At 44.5% G+C, this 14,004-nt stretch carries 17 protein-coding genes; 10 read left to right on the top strand and 7 right to left on the bottom strand.

All coding sequences use genetic code 11. The features are described from left to right. The first annotated feature begins 138 nt into the window (after window positions 1–138). From glmU to DKW60_RS02980, 4 genes are read left to right on the top strand one after another with little or no spacing between them, the layout of a single operon-like run. Window positions 139–1,503: a bifunctional UDP-N-acetylglucosamine diphosphorylase/glucosamine-1-phosphate N-acetyltransferase GlmU gene (gene glmU, locus DKW60_RS02995; RefSeq protein ID WP_109836177.1), complete on the top strand. Its 1,365-nt coding sequence runs from the start codon at window positions 139–141 to the stop codon at window positions 1,501–1,503. 12 nt (window positions 1,504–1,515) lie between these two features. Beyond that, window positions 1,516–3,354, top strand: coding sequence for a glutamine--fructose-6-phosphate transaminase (isomerizing) (gene glmS / locus DKW60_RS02990; RefSeq protein WP_109836176.1), 1,839 nt, complete (start codon window positions 1,516–1,518; stop codon window positions 3,352–3,354). A gap of 9 nt (window positions 3,355–3,363) precedes the next feature. Beyond that, window positions 3,364–3,600 (top strand): molybdopterin converting factor subunit 1, encoded by a 237-nt coding sequence (gene moaD / locus DKW60_RS02985; RefSeq protein WP_109836175.1) that lies wholly within the window; start codon window positions 3,364–3,366, stop codon window positions 3,598–3,600. Beyond that, window positions 3,601–4,056 (top strand): molybdenum cofactor biosynthesis protein MoaE, encoded by a 456-nt coding sequence (locus DKW60_RS02980; protein WP_109836174.1) that lies wholly within the window; start codon window positions 3,601–3,603, stop codon window positions 4,054–4,056. 106 nt (window positions 4,057–4,162) lie between these two features. On the opposite strand, the gene DKW60_RS02975 is transcribed toward DKW60_RS02980, so the two are convergent. The 7 genes from DKW60_RS02975 to DKW60_RS02950 all read right to left on the bottom strand — a co-directional run bounded on the left by DKW60_RS02975 (window position 4,163) and on the right by DKW60_RS02950 (window position 8,980). Continuing rightward, window positions 4,163–4,642, bottom strand: a complete 480-nt coding sequence (locus DKW60_RS02975) for a glycine zipper 2TM domain-containing protein (RefSeq protein ID WP_109836173.1) — start codon at window positions 4,640–4,642, stop codon at window positions 4,163–4,165. A 114-nt stretch (window positions 4,643–4,756) separates the two neighbouring features. Next, complete coding sequence (gene dnaB / locus DKW60_RS02970) at window positions 4,757–6,124, bottom strand: replicative DNA helicase (RefSeq protein WP_109836172.1); 1,368 nt, start codon at window positions 6,122–6,124, stop codon at window positions 4,757–4,759. A 20-nt stretch (window positions 6,125–6,144) separates the two neighbouring features. Beyond that, complete coding sequence (locus DKW60_RS02965) at window positions 6,145–6,591, bottom strand: SPOR domain-containing protein (RefSeq protein ID WP_109836171.1); 447 nt, start codon at window positions 6,589–6,591, stop codon at window positions 6,145–6,147. Window positions 6,592–6,756: 165 nt separating this feature from the next. Next, the gene (locus DKW60_RS02960; protein WP_109836170.1) at window positions 6,757–7,176 is read right to left on the bottom strand and encodes a hypothetical protein; all 420 of its coding nucleotides are present in this window, start codon (window positions 7,174–7,176) and stop codon (window positions 6,757–6,759) included. 133 nt (window positions 7,177–7,309) lie between these two features. After that, window positions 7,310–7,483 carry a hypothetical protein gene (locus tag DKW60_RS23565; protein WP_181389558.1) on the bottom strand — a complete coding sequence of 58 codons (174 nt, stop codon included), beginning with the start codon at window positions 7,481–7,483 and terminating at the stop codon, window positions 7,310–7,312. 118 nt (window positions 7,484–7,601) lie between these two features. Beyond that, window positions 7,602–8,747 carry a cation diffusion facilitator family transporter gene (locus DKW60_RS02955; protein ID WP_109836169.1) on the bottom strand — a complete coding sequence of 382 codons (1,146 nt, stop codon included), beginning with the start codon at window positions 8,745–8,747 and terminating at the stop codon, window positions 7,602–7,604. Continuing rightward, complete coding sequence (locus DKW60_RS02950; protein WP_109836168.1) at window positions 8,744–8,980, bottom strand: BolA family protein; 237 nt, start codon at window positions 8,978–8,980, stop codon at window positions 8,744–8,746. Before DKW60_RS02950 ends, DKW60_RS02955 begins: the two co-directional genes overlap by 4 nt. Before the next feature lie 100 nt (window positions 8,981–9,080). On the opposite strand from DKW60_RS02950, the gene DKW60_RS02945 reads away from it, so the two are divergent. The 6 genes from DKW60_RS02945 to rnd all read left to right on the top strand — a co-directional run bounded on the left by DKW60_RS02945 (window position 9,081) and on the right by rnd (window position 14,004). Then, a complete protein-coding gene (locus DKW60_RS02945) occupies window positions 9,081–9,581 on the top strand; it encodes a Crp/Fnr family transcriptional regulator (protein ID WP_245929555.1) in 501 nt (166 codons plus the stop codon). A 55-nt stretch (window positions 9,582–9,636) separates the two neighbouring features. Further along, entirely contained in the window at window positions 9,637–10,716 is a 1,080-nt protein-coding gene (locus DKW60_RS02940; RefSeq protein WP_109836166.1) for a hypothetical protein, read from the top strand. A 25-nt stretch (window positions 10,717–10,741) separates the two neighbouring features. Continuing rightward, the gene (locus tag DKW60_RS02935) at window positions 10,742–11,056 is read left to right on the top strand and encodes a YbjQ family protein (RefSeq protein ID WP_109836165.1); all 315 of its coding nucleotides are present in this window, start codon (window positions 10,742–10,744) and stop codon (window positions 11,054–11,056) included. A 5-nt stretch (window positions 11,057–11,061) separates the two neighbouring features. Further along, window positions 11,062–11,517: a YbjQ family protein gene (locus DKW60_RS02930; RefSeq protein ID WP_109836164.1), complete on the top strand. Its 456-nt coding sequence runs from the start codon at window positions 11,062–11,064 to the stop codon at window positions 11,515–11,517. Between the two features lie 2 nt (window positions 11,518–11,519). Continuing rightward, complete coding sequence (locus tag DKW60_RS02925) at window positions 11,520–12,350, top strand: M48 family metallopeptidase (protein WP_109836163.1); 831 nt, start codon at window positions 11,520–11,522, stop codon at window positions 12,348–12,350. A 511-nt stretch (window positions 12,351–12,861) separates the two neighbouring features. Continuing rightward, window positions 12,862–14,004, top strand: a complete 1,143-nt coding sequence (gene rnd / locus DKW60_RS02920) for a ribonuclease D (RefSeq protein ID WP_109836324.1) — start codon at window positions 12,862–12,864, stop codon at window positions 14,002–14,004.

Genomic DNA, 14,004 nt, shown 5'->3' with positions numbered 1-14,004 from the left:
TTAACGGCCGATAATTTGTCGGTCGTTTTTGTTTGTAATGTTTACTTCATCGCAAAAAAAACATCTGTAATCGTTTATTACACACGACCTTTCGCTTAACTTGGTATAGTTTTGCCAATCTAAAAATAAGTTAATTGTATGAATATTAAATCTATTATTCTGGCCGCAGGTAAGGGAACCAGAATGCGTTCTGAACTTCCGAAGGTAATGCATAAAATTGGCGGTAAGCCGATGTTGCAGCATGTTATTGATACCTCACGTGAGCTAAGCTCAGGTCCAATCGTGGGTGTTGTTGGTCATGCAGCTGAGTCAGTAATTAACGGTATAAGCGACGACACTATTCAATGGGTGCATCAGTATGAACAGCTGGGCACAGGACATGCAGTCCTTCAGGCTGTTCCATACATTGATGATGAAGATATTGTACTAATCGCATATGGCGATGTTCCATTAGTGAAAAGTGAAACTCTGCTTCCATTGTGTGCTTGTATTGGTGAATACGACTACGCACTGCTGACTACTAAGTTGCGGCAACCATTTGGTTATGGCCGTATCGTAAGAGATCCGGCAGGTAATATTCGTAGGATTGTTGAAGAAAAAGATGCTGATGAAGAAATCAAGAAAATTAATGAAATCAATACTGGAATAGTCGCTGCCAAAGGGAGTTGTATAAAGCGATGGCTGTCCTTATTAGATTCAGATAATGCTCAGAATGAGTATTACCTGACTGATTGTGTTGAGCATGCCGTAGCGGAAGGTGCGTCAATCACTTCTGTTGATTGTGCTAATCCTGATGAAATACAGGGTGTTAATAATCGTCAGCAACAAGCAATGCTCGAAAGAGTTTATCAAGCAAGAAAAGTCTCCGAATTAATGGCAGAAGGCGTCACCATTCTTGACCCAGCCCGAGTCGATATCCGTGGTAATGTGAGTGTTGGTAAGGATGTTGTGATTGATATCAATGCTGTTTTAGAGGGTGATGTGAAGCTCGGCGATGGTGTTGTTATTGAGACTAATTGTGTGATTAGCAACAGTGTTATCGGCCCGAATGTTACTGTTAAATCGCATTCTGTAATCGATAATGCTGTTGTTGGTGAGTCCTGTGATATTGGCCCCTTTGCAAGAATTCGTCCTGGCACAGAGCTGGCATCAAATGCGAAAGTTGGCAACTTTGTTGAGATCAAAAAGAGCAACATTGGTGAGGGTAGTAAAATTAGTCACTTGAGTTATATCGGCGACACAGAAATGGGTGCCAATGTAAACATTGGTGCTGGGACCATTACCTGTAATTATGATGGTGTGAATAAGTTCAAAACGATCATTGGTGATGACGCTTTTGTTGGCTCAGACAGCCAACTCGTTGCACCTGTCTCAATTGCTAAGGGTTCTACAATTGGTGCCGGTTCAACGATCACTAAAAATACACCAGAAGACTGTTTGAGTCTTTCACGTTCGAAACAAGTCAGTATTCCAAGCTGGCAGCGCCCAGTCAAAACAAAATAGGATTAAGAGAATATGTGTGGAATAGTTGGAGCTGTTGCTCAAAGACCTGTTGCAGGAATACTGTTAGAGGGGCTACGTCGCCTTGAATATCGTGGATATGATTCAGCGGGTGTAGCGGTCATCGACAGTGACTATCAAATCAGTAGAACACGTGCCTTAGGTAAAGTTGCTGAACTTACAGAGAAGTTAAATGATGAGCCTGCCTTAGGTTCTATCGGTATTGCTCACACACGTTGGGCAACACATGGCGCTCCGTCTGAGCGTAACGCTCACCCTCACTTGAGTAATGAGCGCATCGCAGTAGTTCACAATGGCATTATTGAAAACTATGAGTCGCTTCGTGAGGACTTGACAGCGAAAGGTTATCGCTTTGATTCTGACACCGATACAGAAGTTGTTGTTCATCTGATCGATACTTTCCTTGAGTCAGGAACCACATTGCTTGAAGCTGTGAATCTTGCGACTAAAGAGTTGCGTGGTGCTTATGCTTTAGGTGTGATTTCAAAAAATGATCCTGATCACCTGATTGCAGTCAGACAAGGCAGTCCACTTGTTTTAGGGCTTGGTATTGGTGAGTATTTTATAGGGTCTGATATTCAGGCATTGCTGCCTGTTACAAATCGCTTTATCTATCTTGAGAATGGCGACAGTGTTGAGCTGGGACGTGGCGGTTTCAAAGTGTATGATGAGTCAGGTGCTGCTGTAGATCGTCCAGTGAAAGAGTCTAGTGCCAGCTCAATGGATGCTGATTTGGGTGAGTATCGCCATTTCATGCTTAAAGAGATATATGAGCAACCCGCCGCAATTCAAAACACACTATCGGGCCGTGTTGATTTAGAAAACGTACGTGATTGCATCTCTGGCAATCCTCAGAAGCTTGCTCAGGTTTTTGATGAAATTAAAGAGGTACAAATTATTGCTTGCGGAACGAGTTTTCACTCTGGTTTGACGGCAAAATACTGGATCGAAAGTTTGACTGATTTACCTTGTCAGGTTGAGGTTGCGAGTGAGTATCGCTATCGACGTCAGCCTAAACGCGATGGCGTGCTTGTTGTGACGATTTCTCAGTCCGGTGAGACTGCCGATACCTTGGCTGCGCTTGAAAAAGTAAAGAGTGAAAGCTATCTGGCAACACTAACCATTTGTAATGTGCCTGAAAGCTCGTTAACCAGAGAATCAGACTTTGCTTTGATGACAGTTGCTGGCCCTGAAATCGGTGTTGCATCTACTAAAGCATTCACTACCCAACTGGTCGCACTACAGTTGCTTACAATTGCCTTGATGCAGCGAGATTCAGCTAATGCTGAAAAAGCGACCGTCATGCTGAATAATCTTAAAAGACTGCCAGCGTTAATCGAGCAGTCATTACAAAAAGATGCTTCCATTAAAGCAATGAGTGAAGCATTCATAGATAAACATCACTCGCTCTTCTTAGGGCGTGGTGAGCTTTACCCGATTGCAATGGAAGGCGCACTGAAGCTAAAAGAAATATCCTATATTCATGCCGAAGCTTATCCTGCGGGTGAACTAAAGCATGGTCCATTAGCGCTTGTTGATGCGGATATGCCGATTGTCGCGGTCGCACCCAACACGCGGTTACTCGAGAAGTTGAAGTCTAATCTGGAAGAAGTCCGTTCACGTGGTGGTGTATTGTATTTATTTGCAGATGAAAATGCAGATATTGCTGAGCAGGAGAATATTCATATCATTCGGGTTCCGGAAATGCCAGAAAGTTTGGTTCCCATTGTTTACACAATTCCGCTACAATTACTGTCTTATCATGTTGCAGTATTTAAGGGAACAGATGTTGATAAGCCAAGAAATCTCGCAAAATCAGTTACTGTTGAGTAGGAAAACATTATGAAGGCTGTCAAAGTTTTATATTTTGCCAGTCTTCGTGAGCTACTCGGCAAATCAGGTGATACCTTACCGTTAGATGTCGAACAGACCGCATTGACCATCTGGCAAACACTTAATCCAAATAGTTCACTACCTGAATCTTGTTTGATAGCGATCAATCAAGAATATGCTGCGGCTGACTCTATCGTCAATGCCGGTGACGAGCTTGCATTCTTTCCACCTGTTACAGGAGGCTAAATGAATAAAGTTAATATTCATCCGGCGCCTTTCAACCCTTGGCGGGAAATAACTGATTTTCAGGAAACTAACTTACAAGGCCTTTGTAACTATGGGGCGACGGCAACATTTGTCGGTACCATGAGGGATTTTAATGAAGGCGATGATGTGGCTGAGATGGAGCTGGAGCATTACCCGGCAATGACTGAAAAGCAGTTACAATCGATAATCGCTGACGCTGAACAGCGATGGCCACTGCAACATGTCTTACTGAGTCATCGGGTTGGGCTAATAAAGCCTGCTGATCCAATTGTTCTGGTTTCAGTGTGGTCTGCGCATCGTGCAGCGGCTTTTGATGCATGTCGTGAGATCATGGAAGCATTAAAGCATAAGGCGCCTTTCTGGAAAAAAGAGAATCTGTCTTCCGGTGAGTCTCGTTGGGTGGCTTCCAATACACCTGGATTCAGCGAAGACTAAACTTCATTATGTCTTTATTAGTTAAAAAAGACCCAATCAATAATTATTATTTAAATAACTATCTGATTAGGTCTTTTATTTACTTATCGGTTAGTGCTGACAAGATTTATTGAGCTGACACCCACTGACCGTTCACCATGCAAGCTTTACCTTGAACTCGTTCAGGCTGGCCACCCATATCCACTAACATTGTATAGTTACGGCATTTTGTTGGCTTGTTATTGACCTGTGTCTGATAACTGCTCGTCGGAGTGAATGTGTAATTAGCGCCAGAGTTGTTGTTATTCCAGCGTACCTGACGATTATCCGGAGTACTGTTAAGAGCAGTATTTACATTGTTCGTATCGTAACCATCTAAGCTACGGCCCAATGTTGAACCCAGGTAACCACCCAATGCTGCTCCTAGTAGAGTTGTCACTCTACGGCCAGAGCCGCTACCAAACTCGCGACCGATAGCGCCACCAACGACGGCTCCCACAACGGCGCTGGTTTCACCACTAGTCATGCCGCTACCTGCGCAACCAGAAAGAATGATTACTGAACTGAATGATGCTAGTAATGCACCTGTTTTTAGTTTTCTTAACATTGTGGAAACCCTCTTTAAATTATTTATGATATTTGATTAATAGGTAGACTTTTCTATGCGTGATAAGTTTCTGGAATTTGTCGTTGAAAGATAAAAAAGTTCTGCATGTCAGGTTTATCCAGAGAAGTCAGGCGCATAGACATCTGGTGCAAAGTTATCAAAGCGCGTGTATTTACCATGGAATGTTAAACGTACGGTGCCAATAGGGCCGTTACGCTGTTTACCAATGATGATTTCTGCCTGACCTTTGTCTGGTGAGTCTTCATCATATACCTCATCACGATACACAAACATGATGATATCCGCATCCTGCTCGATTGCACCGGATTCACGCAGGTCAGACATGATTGGACGTTTATTGGGTCGTTGCTCAAGACTACGATTAAGCTGCGAAAGTGCGATTACTGGGCAATTGAGCTCTTTAGCCAAACTCTTTAGTGATCGTGAAATTTCAGAAATCTCACTGGCCCTGTTATCCGCTTTATTGCCTGACTGCATTAGCTGTAGATAATCGATGACGATTACCCCGAGTTGTCCGTGTTCTCTAGCCAATCGACGCGTTTTTGCACGAATCTCAATAGGAGACTGACCACCAACATCGTCAATAAACAATTTTGTTTTAGAGAATGCTTTAACCGCCATTGCGACGCGGGGCCAGTCTTCTTCACGAATTTTACCGGTACGAATATCACTTAACGGAACGCGGCCATTGGACGCAAACATTCTGAGAATGAGTTGCTCCGCCGGCATTTCCATGCTGAAGATTACAACAGGCTTATCATTGAGAGCGACATGCTCCGCCACATTCATCGAGAAGGTGGTCTTACCCATTGCAGGACGTCCTGCAACAATGACTAAGTCACCCGCGTTCAGGCCAGAGGTCATACTGTCAAGCTCAGTGTAACCTGTTGGCGTACCTGTAACTGTGCCTTCTGTTTCAGCTAAGCGTTGGATATTGTCCAAACTGTCTTTCAGAAGCTGTTTAATGGGCTTAAAGGATTGCTCTCTATTCCCTTGTTCTGCTATGCGGAATACTCGTTTTTCTGCTTCATCGAGTAGTGACTTACTGTCTCTGTCTCCACTGTCGTAAGCAAGGTCTGAAATATCGGTTCCCACTGAAATGAGCTGCCTTAGAACGGACTTCTCTCGCACTATGTCCGCATAGGCGCGAATGTTGGCGGCACTTGGTGTGTCTTTTGCTAAGGTGCCTAAGTACGCTTTACCGCCAGCATTTTCGAGTTCTGAGCGTTGCTTCAGCCACTCCGAAAGCGTAATAAAGTCTAGTGGTTGATTTTGTTCAGCAAGCTCGGCGATTGAGCGAAAGATTAGCCGGTGATCATGCCGGTAAAAATCCTCTTCTGACACACGGTCTGCGATAGTTTCCCATGCATGATTATCAAGCATGAGTCCGCCTAATACAGACTGCTCCGCATCTATTGAGTGGGGTGGTATTCTTAGTGATTCAAAGCTTTCATTATCCATGGCGAGATTGTATTCCCAAATCAGCCTTCACGATAGACTACAAAACTATCTCTTACATAAGGGCTTCTTTTATAACGTCTTTTTATTTTGTCGTTAACAGCAATCGCTTCCGCGCGGCTATAAGGGCCTAGTCTTACTAAATACAAAGGACTACCTCGCTGAGACGTTTCCACAATGAAGGAGGAGTAACCATCCAAAGCAAATTTATTCATTACCTTTTTTGCTTCAGCAAGGCTCGTCGTGGCGACAACCTGCACACCAAAACCTTCGAATTCATCCTTAAATGGATTGATTTTTTGCATGGGGGCGGTGATGGTTTTGGTATTCAAACCAAAATAATTGTTTTGATGAATCCATCTCAAGCTCAATATCAGCAGCACCAGTGATACAAGGATGAGTAGTATTTTGCTGAAGGCGATACCTGTTTGACGCGACGGTACGCTAGGTTTTTTTGAGTGTTTTAGCATGAGACGGTTTCCATATTATTCGTTTTCGTCGGGCATCCGATGCACGGTGATGTGTACATGATAGTACATGCCTTTTGAAACGTATACTGTCCGTCCAGAGCTGTCAGTTTAAACTTTCAACAGCTCAAGCTTTGATAGAGTCTTTACTGGGGTTGATAGCGATTGCTAGCCAAGATTCATAATTAATAGAATGAGGCCGCAAAGCGTCAGAAGCAGACCGCTGGCAATAATCATGATTCGGGACACGATCGAGCTCTCTTCAGGCTCAGCACTCATCATCATGACGCTTTCATAGGCTTCCTGATTAATTGTTTTATTTGTCTCACGATTGAAATAGCGATTGTATGTGCTGAAATCGAGACTAAAGCGGTCTTGTTCCTGTAGATGAGATAAGGTGTCGATTAGCGGGAGTTCTCTTTTGTGAACGGCATTAATCGTTTTGATATTTTGATTCTCATCCAGCACAGACATCCCTGTGACGGTACGGGTATTACCCAGCTCATCAGTGATATGGTAGGTCAGCATACCTTTTTTAGGAGAAATTGTTTGCTGTACGATTTTTTCAAGCGTAAATGTCTTAATCATTGCCAGGGCATCCATAATTAATTGTTATTGATATTGCATAGGATCTGACAGGTCCTTGTAGAGATTTTATCACTATCAAGTGGGAGTGGAATTAACTTCCGATGAGCGTCTCTTTTCCATTCATATTAAGAGCTTAGCCAACAAGCGAGTTACCTATCAGGAAAGTAAATATTGCAGGAAAGGCGTAATACACCAACACCGATTTACGGTCTTTTTGCATCACGATGCCCGGACGAATTAAGCCAACTAGAGTGATTAGCGTGAGCGCAACGCTCAGAATTACTAAGATAGAACCAAGGCTAGACATATTTAACTCCTGTGATAGTGAGTAGAGTATGGAGTCAGCGTATGGATCACTGCACACTGACATTCAGTAGGGTTGTTTCTAAAAAATAACAATCGCTTTGTAAGGTGTAACACTTCTTCTATGCAGGGGTAATGGCGTGCACAACCCGTACATTACGAATGTTAGCCAGTGCACTGCAATGTTGCTGTAGTTGAGCTAACACACGTTGAGAAGGTGCTTCTGATAGCGTTATTTCAACTTCAATTTGACCATCCAAATAATGCAAAATGACATTATCAAGTTGGTCAGCAAGTCCGACCTCTTTAAGTACCGGCTTGAGTTGTTTCAGAATATCTGCACGATTCGGAAGATCTCTGGATGGCGCTGCAGTTTCATCATCCTCTGGATCAATGTGCACCATGATATCGCTTACTTCGTCGTAGTGCTCTTTCAACGCGCCCATGACTTGTTCTGCAATATGATGACCTTCAGAGACGCTAATATAAGGTGACACCTGAATATGCACATCAACCAGTACGTTAGAACTCATTTTACGAGTTCGCAGCATATGCGCACTTTGAACACCATCGATATCACCAATTAGGCTCAGCATCGATTCAACTTTTTCAGTCTCCCAAGCCGTATCAACCAGCTCCATGGTGCTATCAAGAATCAGTTTTGCGCCCATGTAGAAAATCATCACGGCCACCGCCATTGCTGCCAGCGCGTCCAGCCATGGAATTGAGAACATAACGCTGGCACCGACACCAATAGCCACCATGACCGATGAGACTGCATCACTGCGGTGGTGCATTGCGTTTGCTTTTAATATGCTGGAGTTGACCGTCTTGCCAACCTTATAAGTGTACCGATAGAGACCTTCTTTACAAACAATCGCCAGAATCGCCAGTGAAACAGCTAAGGCACCGGGTTGTAACAGCTTTTCCGGGTTCTGCAGTCTATCCACGGCATCGAGTGCGATACCAATGCCGACACCGCCCAAGGCAAGCCCAAGAATAATCGTGGCAACCGTTTCGATTCTTTCATGGCCATAAGGATGGTCTTCATCAGGAGCCTTATTAGCCATTTTAGCAGCGACCAATACCACAAAATCTGTAATTAAATCAGACAGTGTGTGGAAGCCGTCGGCGATCAATGCTTGTGATTGAGCAATGAATCCACCGATGACCTGCGCCAGTGCTAAAACTATATTGACTACAACGCCAACCAGCGTTACTTTCTGTACTGCCTGGTAACGTAAGTCTTTCTTTTCGCTTTGATTCAAGCTGCTTCCTCAGGCGTGAGGGCAGTGATGGTCAAAGCATGAAGTTCACCTGATGTAATAGCTGAGTTTACAGCTGCGTAGACCATTTGATGACGCTTCACTTTGCCCAAGTTGGCAAACACAGGGCTGATAACGGTAGTCTCATATTTGTAGCCATCTCCGGATACAGTCACATCTGCATCGGATAGTGTCTCCAAAATCAAGGCTTTAACCGCTTCGTTACTAATGCTCATAGGTAAATATTCCTGTTGTAAAAGTCCGGAACTCCGGAATTAACCGTGTATTATAGCTTTTTTGGTGATTGCGTATAATACTAATCATAAATAGAACTAAGTGGATGTCCGAATGGATCCTTACCTGCAAAAACTAGCGAATACAGTGATAGAGACAAGTCCTGACTTCTGCGCTGCGCTCACTCGTGATGAAATAGAAAAATTCGTGGCCTTTACCCGTGAAAAAGAAGTCGGTGGTAACGAGGTGCTGAGCGAGCTGGGATCAATTAGCGATGAATTTTATTTGATCGTTGGAGGTGAGGTGGTGCTTTACAGGGAGGAGCTGGGGGAAGAAATTGAAATAGGACGTCTCGGACCAGGTCGGTTAACCGGACACATGTCGTTTTTTGATCGTGAACCACGTACCATCCGTCTCAGGGCTTCATCATCCGGAGCGCAGCTTCTCGGTGTGACACGTCCGATGTACAAGCGTCTTTGCATCGAACACCCATACATTAGCGTAAACCTTGTTGAATTTGTGGTGCTCAGTTTAGATAGTCTGCTGCGTTCAACGAGTCGAGAAGTCTCATCGTTATATCAAAAGCTAAGCACCTCCGGCTGAACCAAGCGACTTTGATAGCGTCAGACCCTTCAGAATTCCCCCGTCAGGTCTCGATATGTTAGCCGATTTTTTATACGGTCTTTTAATAGTCACTACTGTCTTAGCCGTATTTGGTATCTTCCGGATTGTCAGGCGTATTCGTCGCACATCAGGCGCGCCGACGGAACGGCTGTTAGTACTGACATTAGTCATGCTGGGTGGTCTGACGATACTGTTCTTTTTCCTCAGTGGCCAGTTAGATAATTACCGAAGCGCCAATGGAGAGGTGCGAAAAACAGACCAACAGCTGTTTGTTGAGAAAATCTATCCACCATTAGCTGAATCGCAAACGCTACTGGACTATCAATTAAAACAACTGACAACACTTCAGGAGCGTATCTATGAGCTGAGCAGGGATCATCCTCAGCAGTCATCACGCTTACAGTTCGCCTACAATACGTGGAAATATGAGCGTCAGGGCCTGACAAAGCTCAAAGCCAGAGCAGACAGGGCGGTACGGGTGGCTATGGGCGTGCATTCAGTGTCTGATAAGTCATACATCGAAAGTGCATTTACACAAGAAGCCGTTGATTGGGAGAAGGTTATCAGTGATCGTTTAAATGAATATCATGATAGCCAGTTGAAAGTGACAAACTCCATGATCGACAATGTAATATTGCAGAATAAGAACCTGAGTCAGCTTCGTCAGAATAAGAACACACTGGCAACCTCAAACAGAACGAGTCTGAAGTCTGGTTTTGATGCTAAGACGGTAAAGCTGCTTATTGAATATCTGGAAAATACAGAGTCTGGTTTGGCTGAAAGCCTGACGCAGTTAGAAGGTGAGGTTACCAATGCTACACAGAAGCGGAGGCAAGCCAGAAATTATGCACTAGAGAATCCTGATCTGGAACCCGTATTTCGTAAAGTGATTGATGGTTGGTTGCAACTTGAGAATAAAGGTGTCTACTTTCGTGATCAATTATTGCACGCGGTTCAGGCAGAATATTTGGCGGTATTGTTAGGGGCCAATAAAAAAGACCCACAAGTTGTTCGCTTAAAAAAATTAGTCTCGCAGTTGGCGCAGACTCTCTATGAGGACTTGGTAAGTTCACGCAAGGTTCTCGAAAAAAGCTATAGAATAGCGCCCAGATAACGGGAAATATTAGGAGTAGTGTTACATGCTGATCTCAAACCTTGAAATCATTCCTGACCGAAAAGTCGTCAAACACCTTGGCTTAGTGCAAGGCAGTTCCGTGCGGGCTAAGCACGTTGGTCGGGATATTATGGCGAGTCTGAAAAATATTCTGGGTGGCGAGTTGGTTGGCTATACCGAGCTATTGTCTGAGTCACGCGAAGAAGCAATGGATCGTTTGAAAGCTCAGGCAGAATCCATTGGTGCAAATGCCATTCTTAATGTGCGCTTTTCGACCTCTAGCGTTGCTCAGGGTGCGGCTGAGATTTATGTCTACGGCACTGCTGTCGTACTGGAGTAACAGGCATGATTTATCAAATCATCTGGGTACTCGCGCTACTTGTCGTTGGTTACATTATCGGTACTTATCTCGAGAGAAAGCATTATCGGTCGATCTTAAAGCGTGAAGAGGCTCTCAGGTCACTGCCTGTCGTTGCCAGTAAATATTTACCAGAAGACGGAGTGTCTTATCAGCAAACGTTAGTGATGGGCAATGTCACGATCTCTGTGGATTACTTCAAACGTTTTCTGGCGACACTGCATAATTTCTTTGGTGGCCGGGTAACGTCTTATGAGAGCTTGCTTGACCGGGCACGTCGGGAAGCGATGCTCAGAATGAAATCGCAGGCTGCATCGCAACAGGCTAGCTTAGTGCTCAATGTGAAATACGAGACGGCATCAATCTATAAGGGTAGTGGTAGTAATATCGGGTCTGTTGAGGTGCTGGCTTACGGTACCGCACTGATTCCAAAAAGTACTTAGAGATGAAATACGAAACGCCTAAAATTCCGGAAGGGATCAACGTTAGTAAGACTCACCCACTGAAGACCTTCACCGTGCTAATCGCAGGCATGCTGGCGGTACTATTGTTGAGTGCGTGGCTGTTGGGATTAGGCGGGGGTTATTTAGCAAAAAAGTTACCATACTCGCAGGAATTAAGACTTGCCGAGACCTATCAGGAGGTCGCCGCCCCACAAACTGAATTGCTATTCTACCTTCAACAACTTGCTGATCGTGTTGCTGCTGCAATGGAGTTGAGTGATTCGATGCCGGTCACCATCCATTATGTGTCTGAGCCCGTTGACAACGCCTTTGCAACCATTGGTGGAAATATTTTTTTATACAAAGGGTTGTTACAAAAACTCCCTAGTGAAAACACGCTGGCTATGTTGATCGCTCACGAAATTGCCCACGTAGCACATCGGGACCCGATTGTATCGGTGGGTCAAAACGCTGCAATTTCTATGGGAATGATGGTGTTATTGGGGAATGCAGATAGTGGTATTTTGGGAAGCACAGGTTTGTACACCCAGATGAATTTTAGCCGTGATATGGAAACTGCTGCAGATGTTCGTGGCCTGAATGCAGTACAGCGTATCTACGGGCATGTGGGTGGTGCGCTGGACTTGTATAAAATTCTGGAGTCCGTCAGTGCTGACTCTTCAGTGTCGCAACCTGAATTTTTTTCAACGCACCCTCAGAGTAGTACCCGACTGGATGATCTTAACAATTTGATTCAGAAGCATTCATGGCAGCAATCGCCAGATGTTAAATTATTGCCTGATGATTTTTCTGCTTGGTTGTCAGAAGGATAGCTGATTAAGCAAGGAGGTGGCTTAAGGTATGTGTTATAGCTTATTGATACTGCCATTAATCGTTTTTACATTCATTCTATCGTTTTCGGTTATAAATAAAATAAATTCTGTGTGATAGTAAGATCACTTCAGCGATCAACCCAGATCGTTGGGAATGAATAACAATTAACTAGAAAGCGTGTCATTAGTCATTTACCACTTCCCCCAAGTGAAAGTTTCAATGGCAGTCGTTCTTATTCTATCCAGTTGTTATTTCATAACTTGGCCTTAATTCATCAAGGCTTTAAGCGAATTTAATTTGTTTTGTTGTTAGCCCCCCAGAGCTCTGTGAGCTCGTTCTTACGCTTAGGTGCCCCCCTAGCGTAATACCTTGAGCCGGACTCATTTGGTCCGGCTTTTTTTATTCCTGAATATCAATCAGAAGCAGCGAAATACCCCTAAATCAGTGCTGCTTGTGCTAATATCCGCTCCTGTTGGCAATTCTGCCGATTCAGGCTCAAGTGAGGTTTTAGTGTATCAGTTCATTGACAGTCAACAAGCGCTGACTGATTTCGTCGCATCTATCCGTTCGAGTAAGTGGATTGCGATTGATACGGAGTTTATCCGTGAAAAAACTTACTACCCTCAGTTATGTCTGATCCAAATTGCCGCTGATGAGCACATGGCGTGCATCGATCCGATTGCTTTGGATGATTTGTCAGAGTTGTATGCTGTTTTTAATGATCCGGATGTCATTAAGGTGTTCCATGCTGCGCAGCAGGATCTTGAAATTCTTTATTATGGTAGCGGTAAGGTTCCATCACCCATATTTGATACACAGCCAGCGGCCTCGATCTTAGGGATCGGTGAGCAGATTGGTTATGCAGGACTGGTTGAAAATCTGTTGGGTGTCACTTTGGCAAAGGCTGAATCCCGCACGGATTGGTCAAAGCGTCCATTGAGTAAGGCTCAGCTGGAATATGCCATTGACGATGTGCGTTATCTTCAGCAGATGTATCCATTGATTCTGGAAAAATTATCAGAGGGTGGCCGCTCAAGCTGGCCAAGTCGTGATTTTAATCGACTCACCAATCCTGAGACTTATCAGTTAAATGCGCGTACCCGCTGGAAAAAAGTCAAGGGTTTACAGCACCTGAATCGCCAGCAATTGTCTATTCTCAGAGAGTTGGCCGCCTGGCGAGAAGAGGAGGCCGCTAAGCGCAACCGTCCGCGTCGCTGGATAGTCGGTGATGAAATTCTGGTAGATTTAGCGCGGCTACAACCTTCTGATCTGGATGGTGTGCAAGCGATTCGGGGGCTCAATGCTGATCAGGCAAAACGTCATGCTGAAACGTGGTTTGCTTGTATGGAAGCGGGCAGAAATTGTCCGGAAAATGAATGGCCAGAAATGAAACGCCGTCAAAAACCTACGCCACAAATCGATGCACTGGCTGAGTTATTGATGTTGGTTATTAGACTTGAAGCAGAAAAACAAGGCGTTACTGTTTCTGCGATCACCAGCAAAAGCCAGGTTGTGGCAATGCTGCAGGAAGGGCGTAGTACGCTGTCTGATGATTGGCGGGGTGAGTTGGTCAATGATGTAATCGCTGATGTCCGTTCACAAAAAGCGGTACTTGGTGTGGTGGACGGTAAAGTCCAGCTATTAACAGATTAA

Origin of the sequence: Leucothrix pacifica (genome assembly GCF_003172875.1) — a bacterium.
In the GTDB taxonomy this organism is placed as follows: domain Bacteria; phylum Pseudomonadota; class Gammaproteobacteria; order Thiotrichales; family Thiotrichaceae; genus Leucothrix; species Leucothrix pacifica.
The sequence above is the reverse complement of the archived record's forward strand: the minus strand, read 5'-3'. Positions and strand labels throughout refer to the sequence as shown.

Excerpts from the sequence above, each read along its gene's own strand:
- glmU (WP_109836177.1), top strand. The coding sequence starts at position 139 with ATGAATATTAAATCTATTATTCTGGCCGCAGGTAAGGGAACCAGAATG.
- glmS (WP_109836176.1), top strand. The coding sequence starts at position 1,516 with ATGTGTGGAATAGTTGGAGCTGTTGCTCAAAGACCTGTTGCAGGAATA.
- moaD (WP_109836175.1), top strand. The coding sequence starts at position 3,364 with ATGAAGGCTGTCAAAGTTTTATATTTTGCCAGTCTTCGTGAGCTACTC.
- DKW60_RS02980 (WP_109836174.1), top strand. The coding sequence starts at position 3,601 with ATGAATAAAGTTAATATTCATCCGGCGCCTTTCAACCCTTGGCGGGAA.
- DKW60_RS02975 (WP_109836173.1), bottom strand. The coding sequence starts at position 4,642 with ATGTTAAGAAAACTAAAAACAGGTGCATTACTAGCATCATTCAGTTCA.
- dnaB (WP_109836172.1), bottom strand. The coding sequence starts at position 6,124 with ATGGATAATGAAAGCTTTGAATCACTAAGAATACCACCCCACTCAATA.
- DKW60_RS02965 (WP_109836171.1), bottom strand. The coding sequence starts at position 6,591 with ATGCTAAAACACTCAAAAAAACCTAGCGTACCGTCGCGTCAAACAGGT.
- DKW60_RS02960 (WP_109836170.1), bottom strand. The coding sequence starts at position 7,176 with ATGATTAAGACATTTACGCTTGAAAAAATCGTACAGCAAACAATTTCT.
- DKW60_RS23565 (WP_181389558.1), bottom strand. The coding sequence starts at position 7,483 with ATGTCTAGCCTTGGTTCTATCTTAGTAATTCTGAGCGTTGCGCTCACG.
- DKW60_RS02950 (WP_109836168.1), bottom strand. The coding sequence starts at position 8,980 with ATGAGCATTAGTAACGAAGCGGTTAAAGCCTTGATTTTGGAGACACTA.
- DKW60_RS02940 (WP_109836166.1), top strand. The coding sequence starts at position 9,637 with ATGTTAGCCGATTTTTTATACGGTCTTTTAATAGTCACTACTGTCTTA.
- DKW60_RS02935 (WP_109836165.1), top strand. The coding sequence starts at position 10,742 with ATGCTGATCTCAAACCTTGAAATCATTCCTGACCGAAAAGTCGTCAAA.
- DKW60_RS02930 (WP_109836164.1), top strand. The coding sequence starts at position 11,062 with ATGATTTATCAAATCATCTGGGTACTCGCGCTACTTGTCGTTGGTTAC.
- DKW60_RS02925 (WP_109836163.1), top strand. The coding sequence starts at position 11,520 with ATGAAATACGAAACGCCTAAAATTCCGGAAGGGATCAACGTTAGTAAG.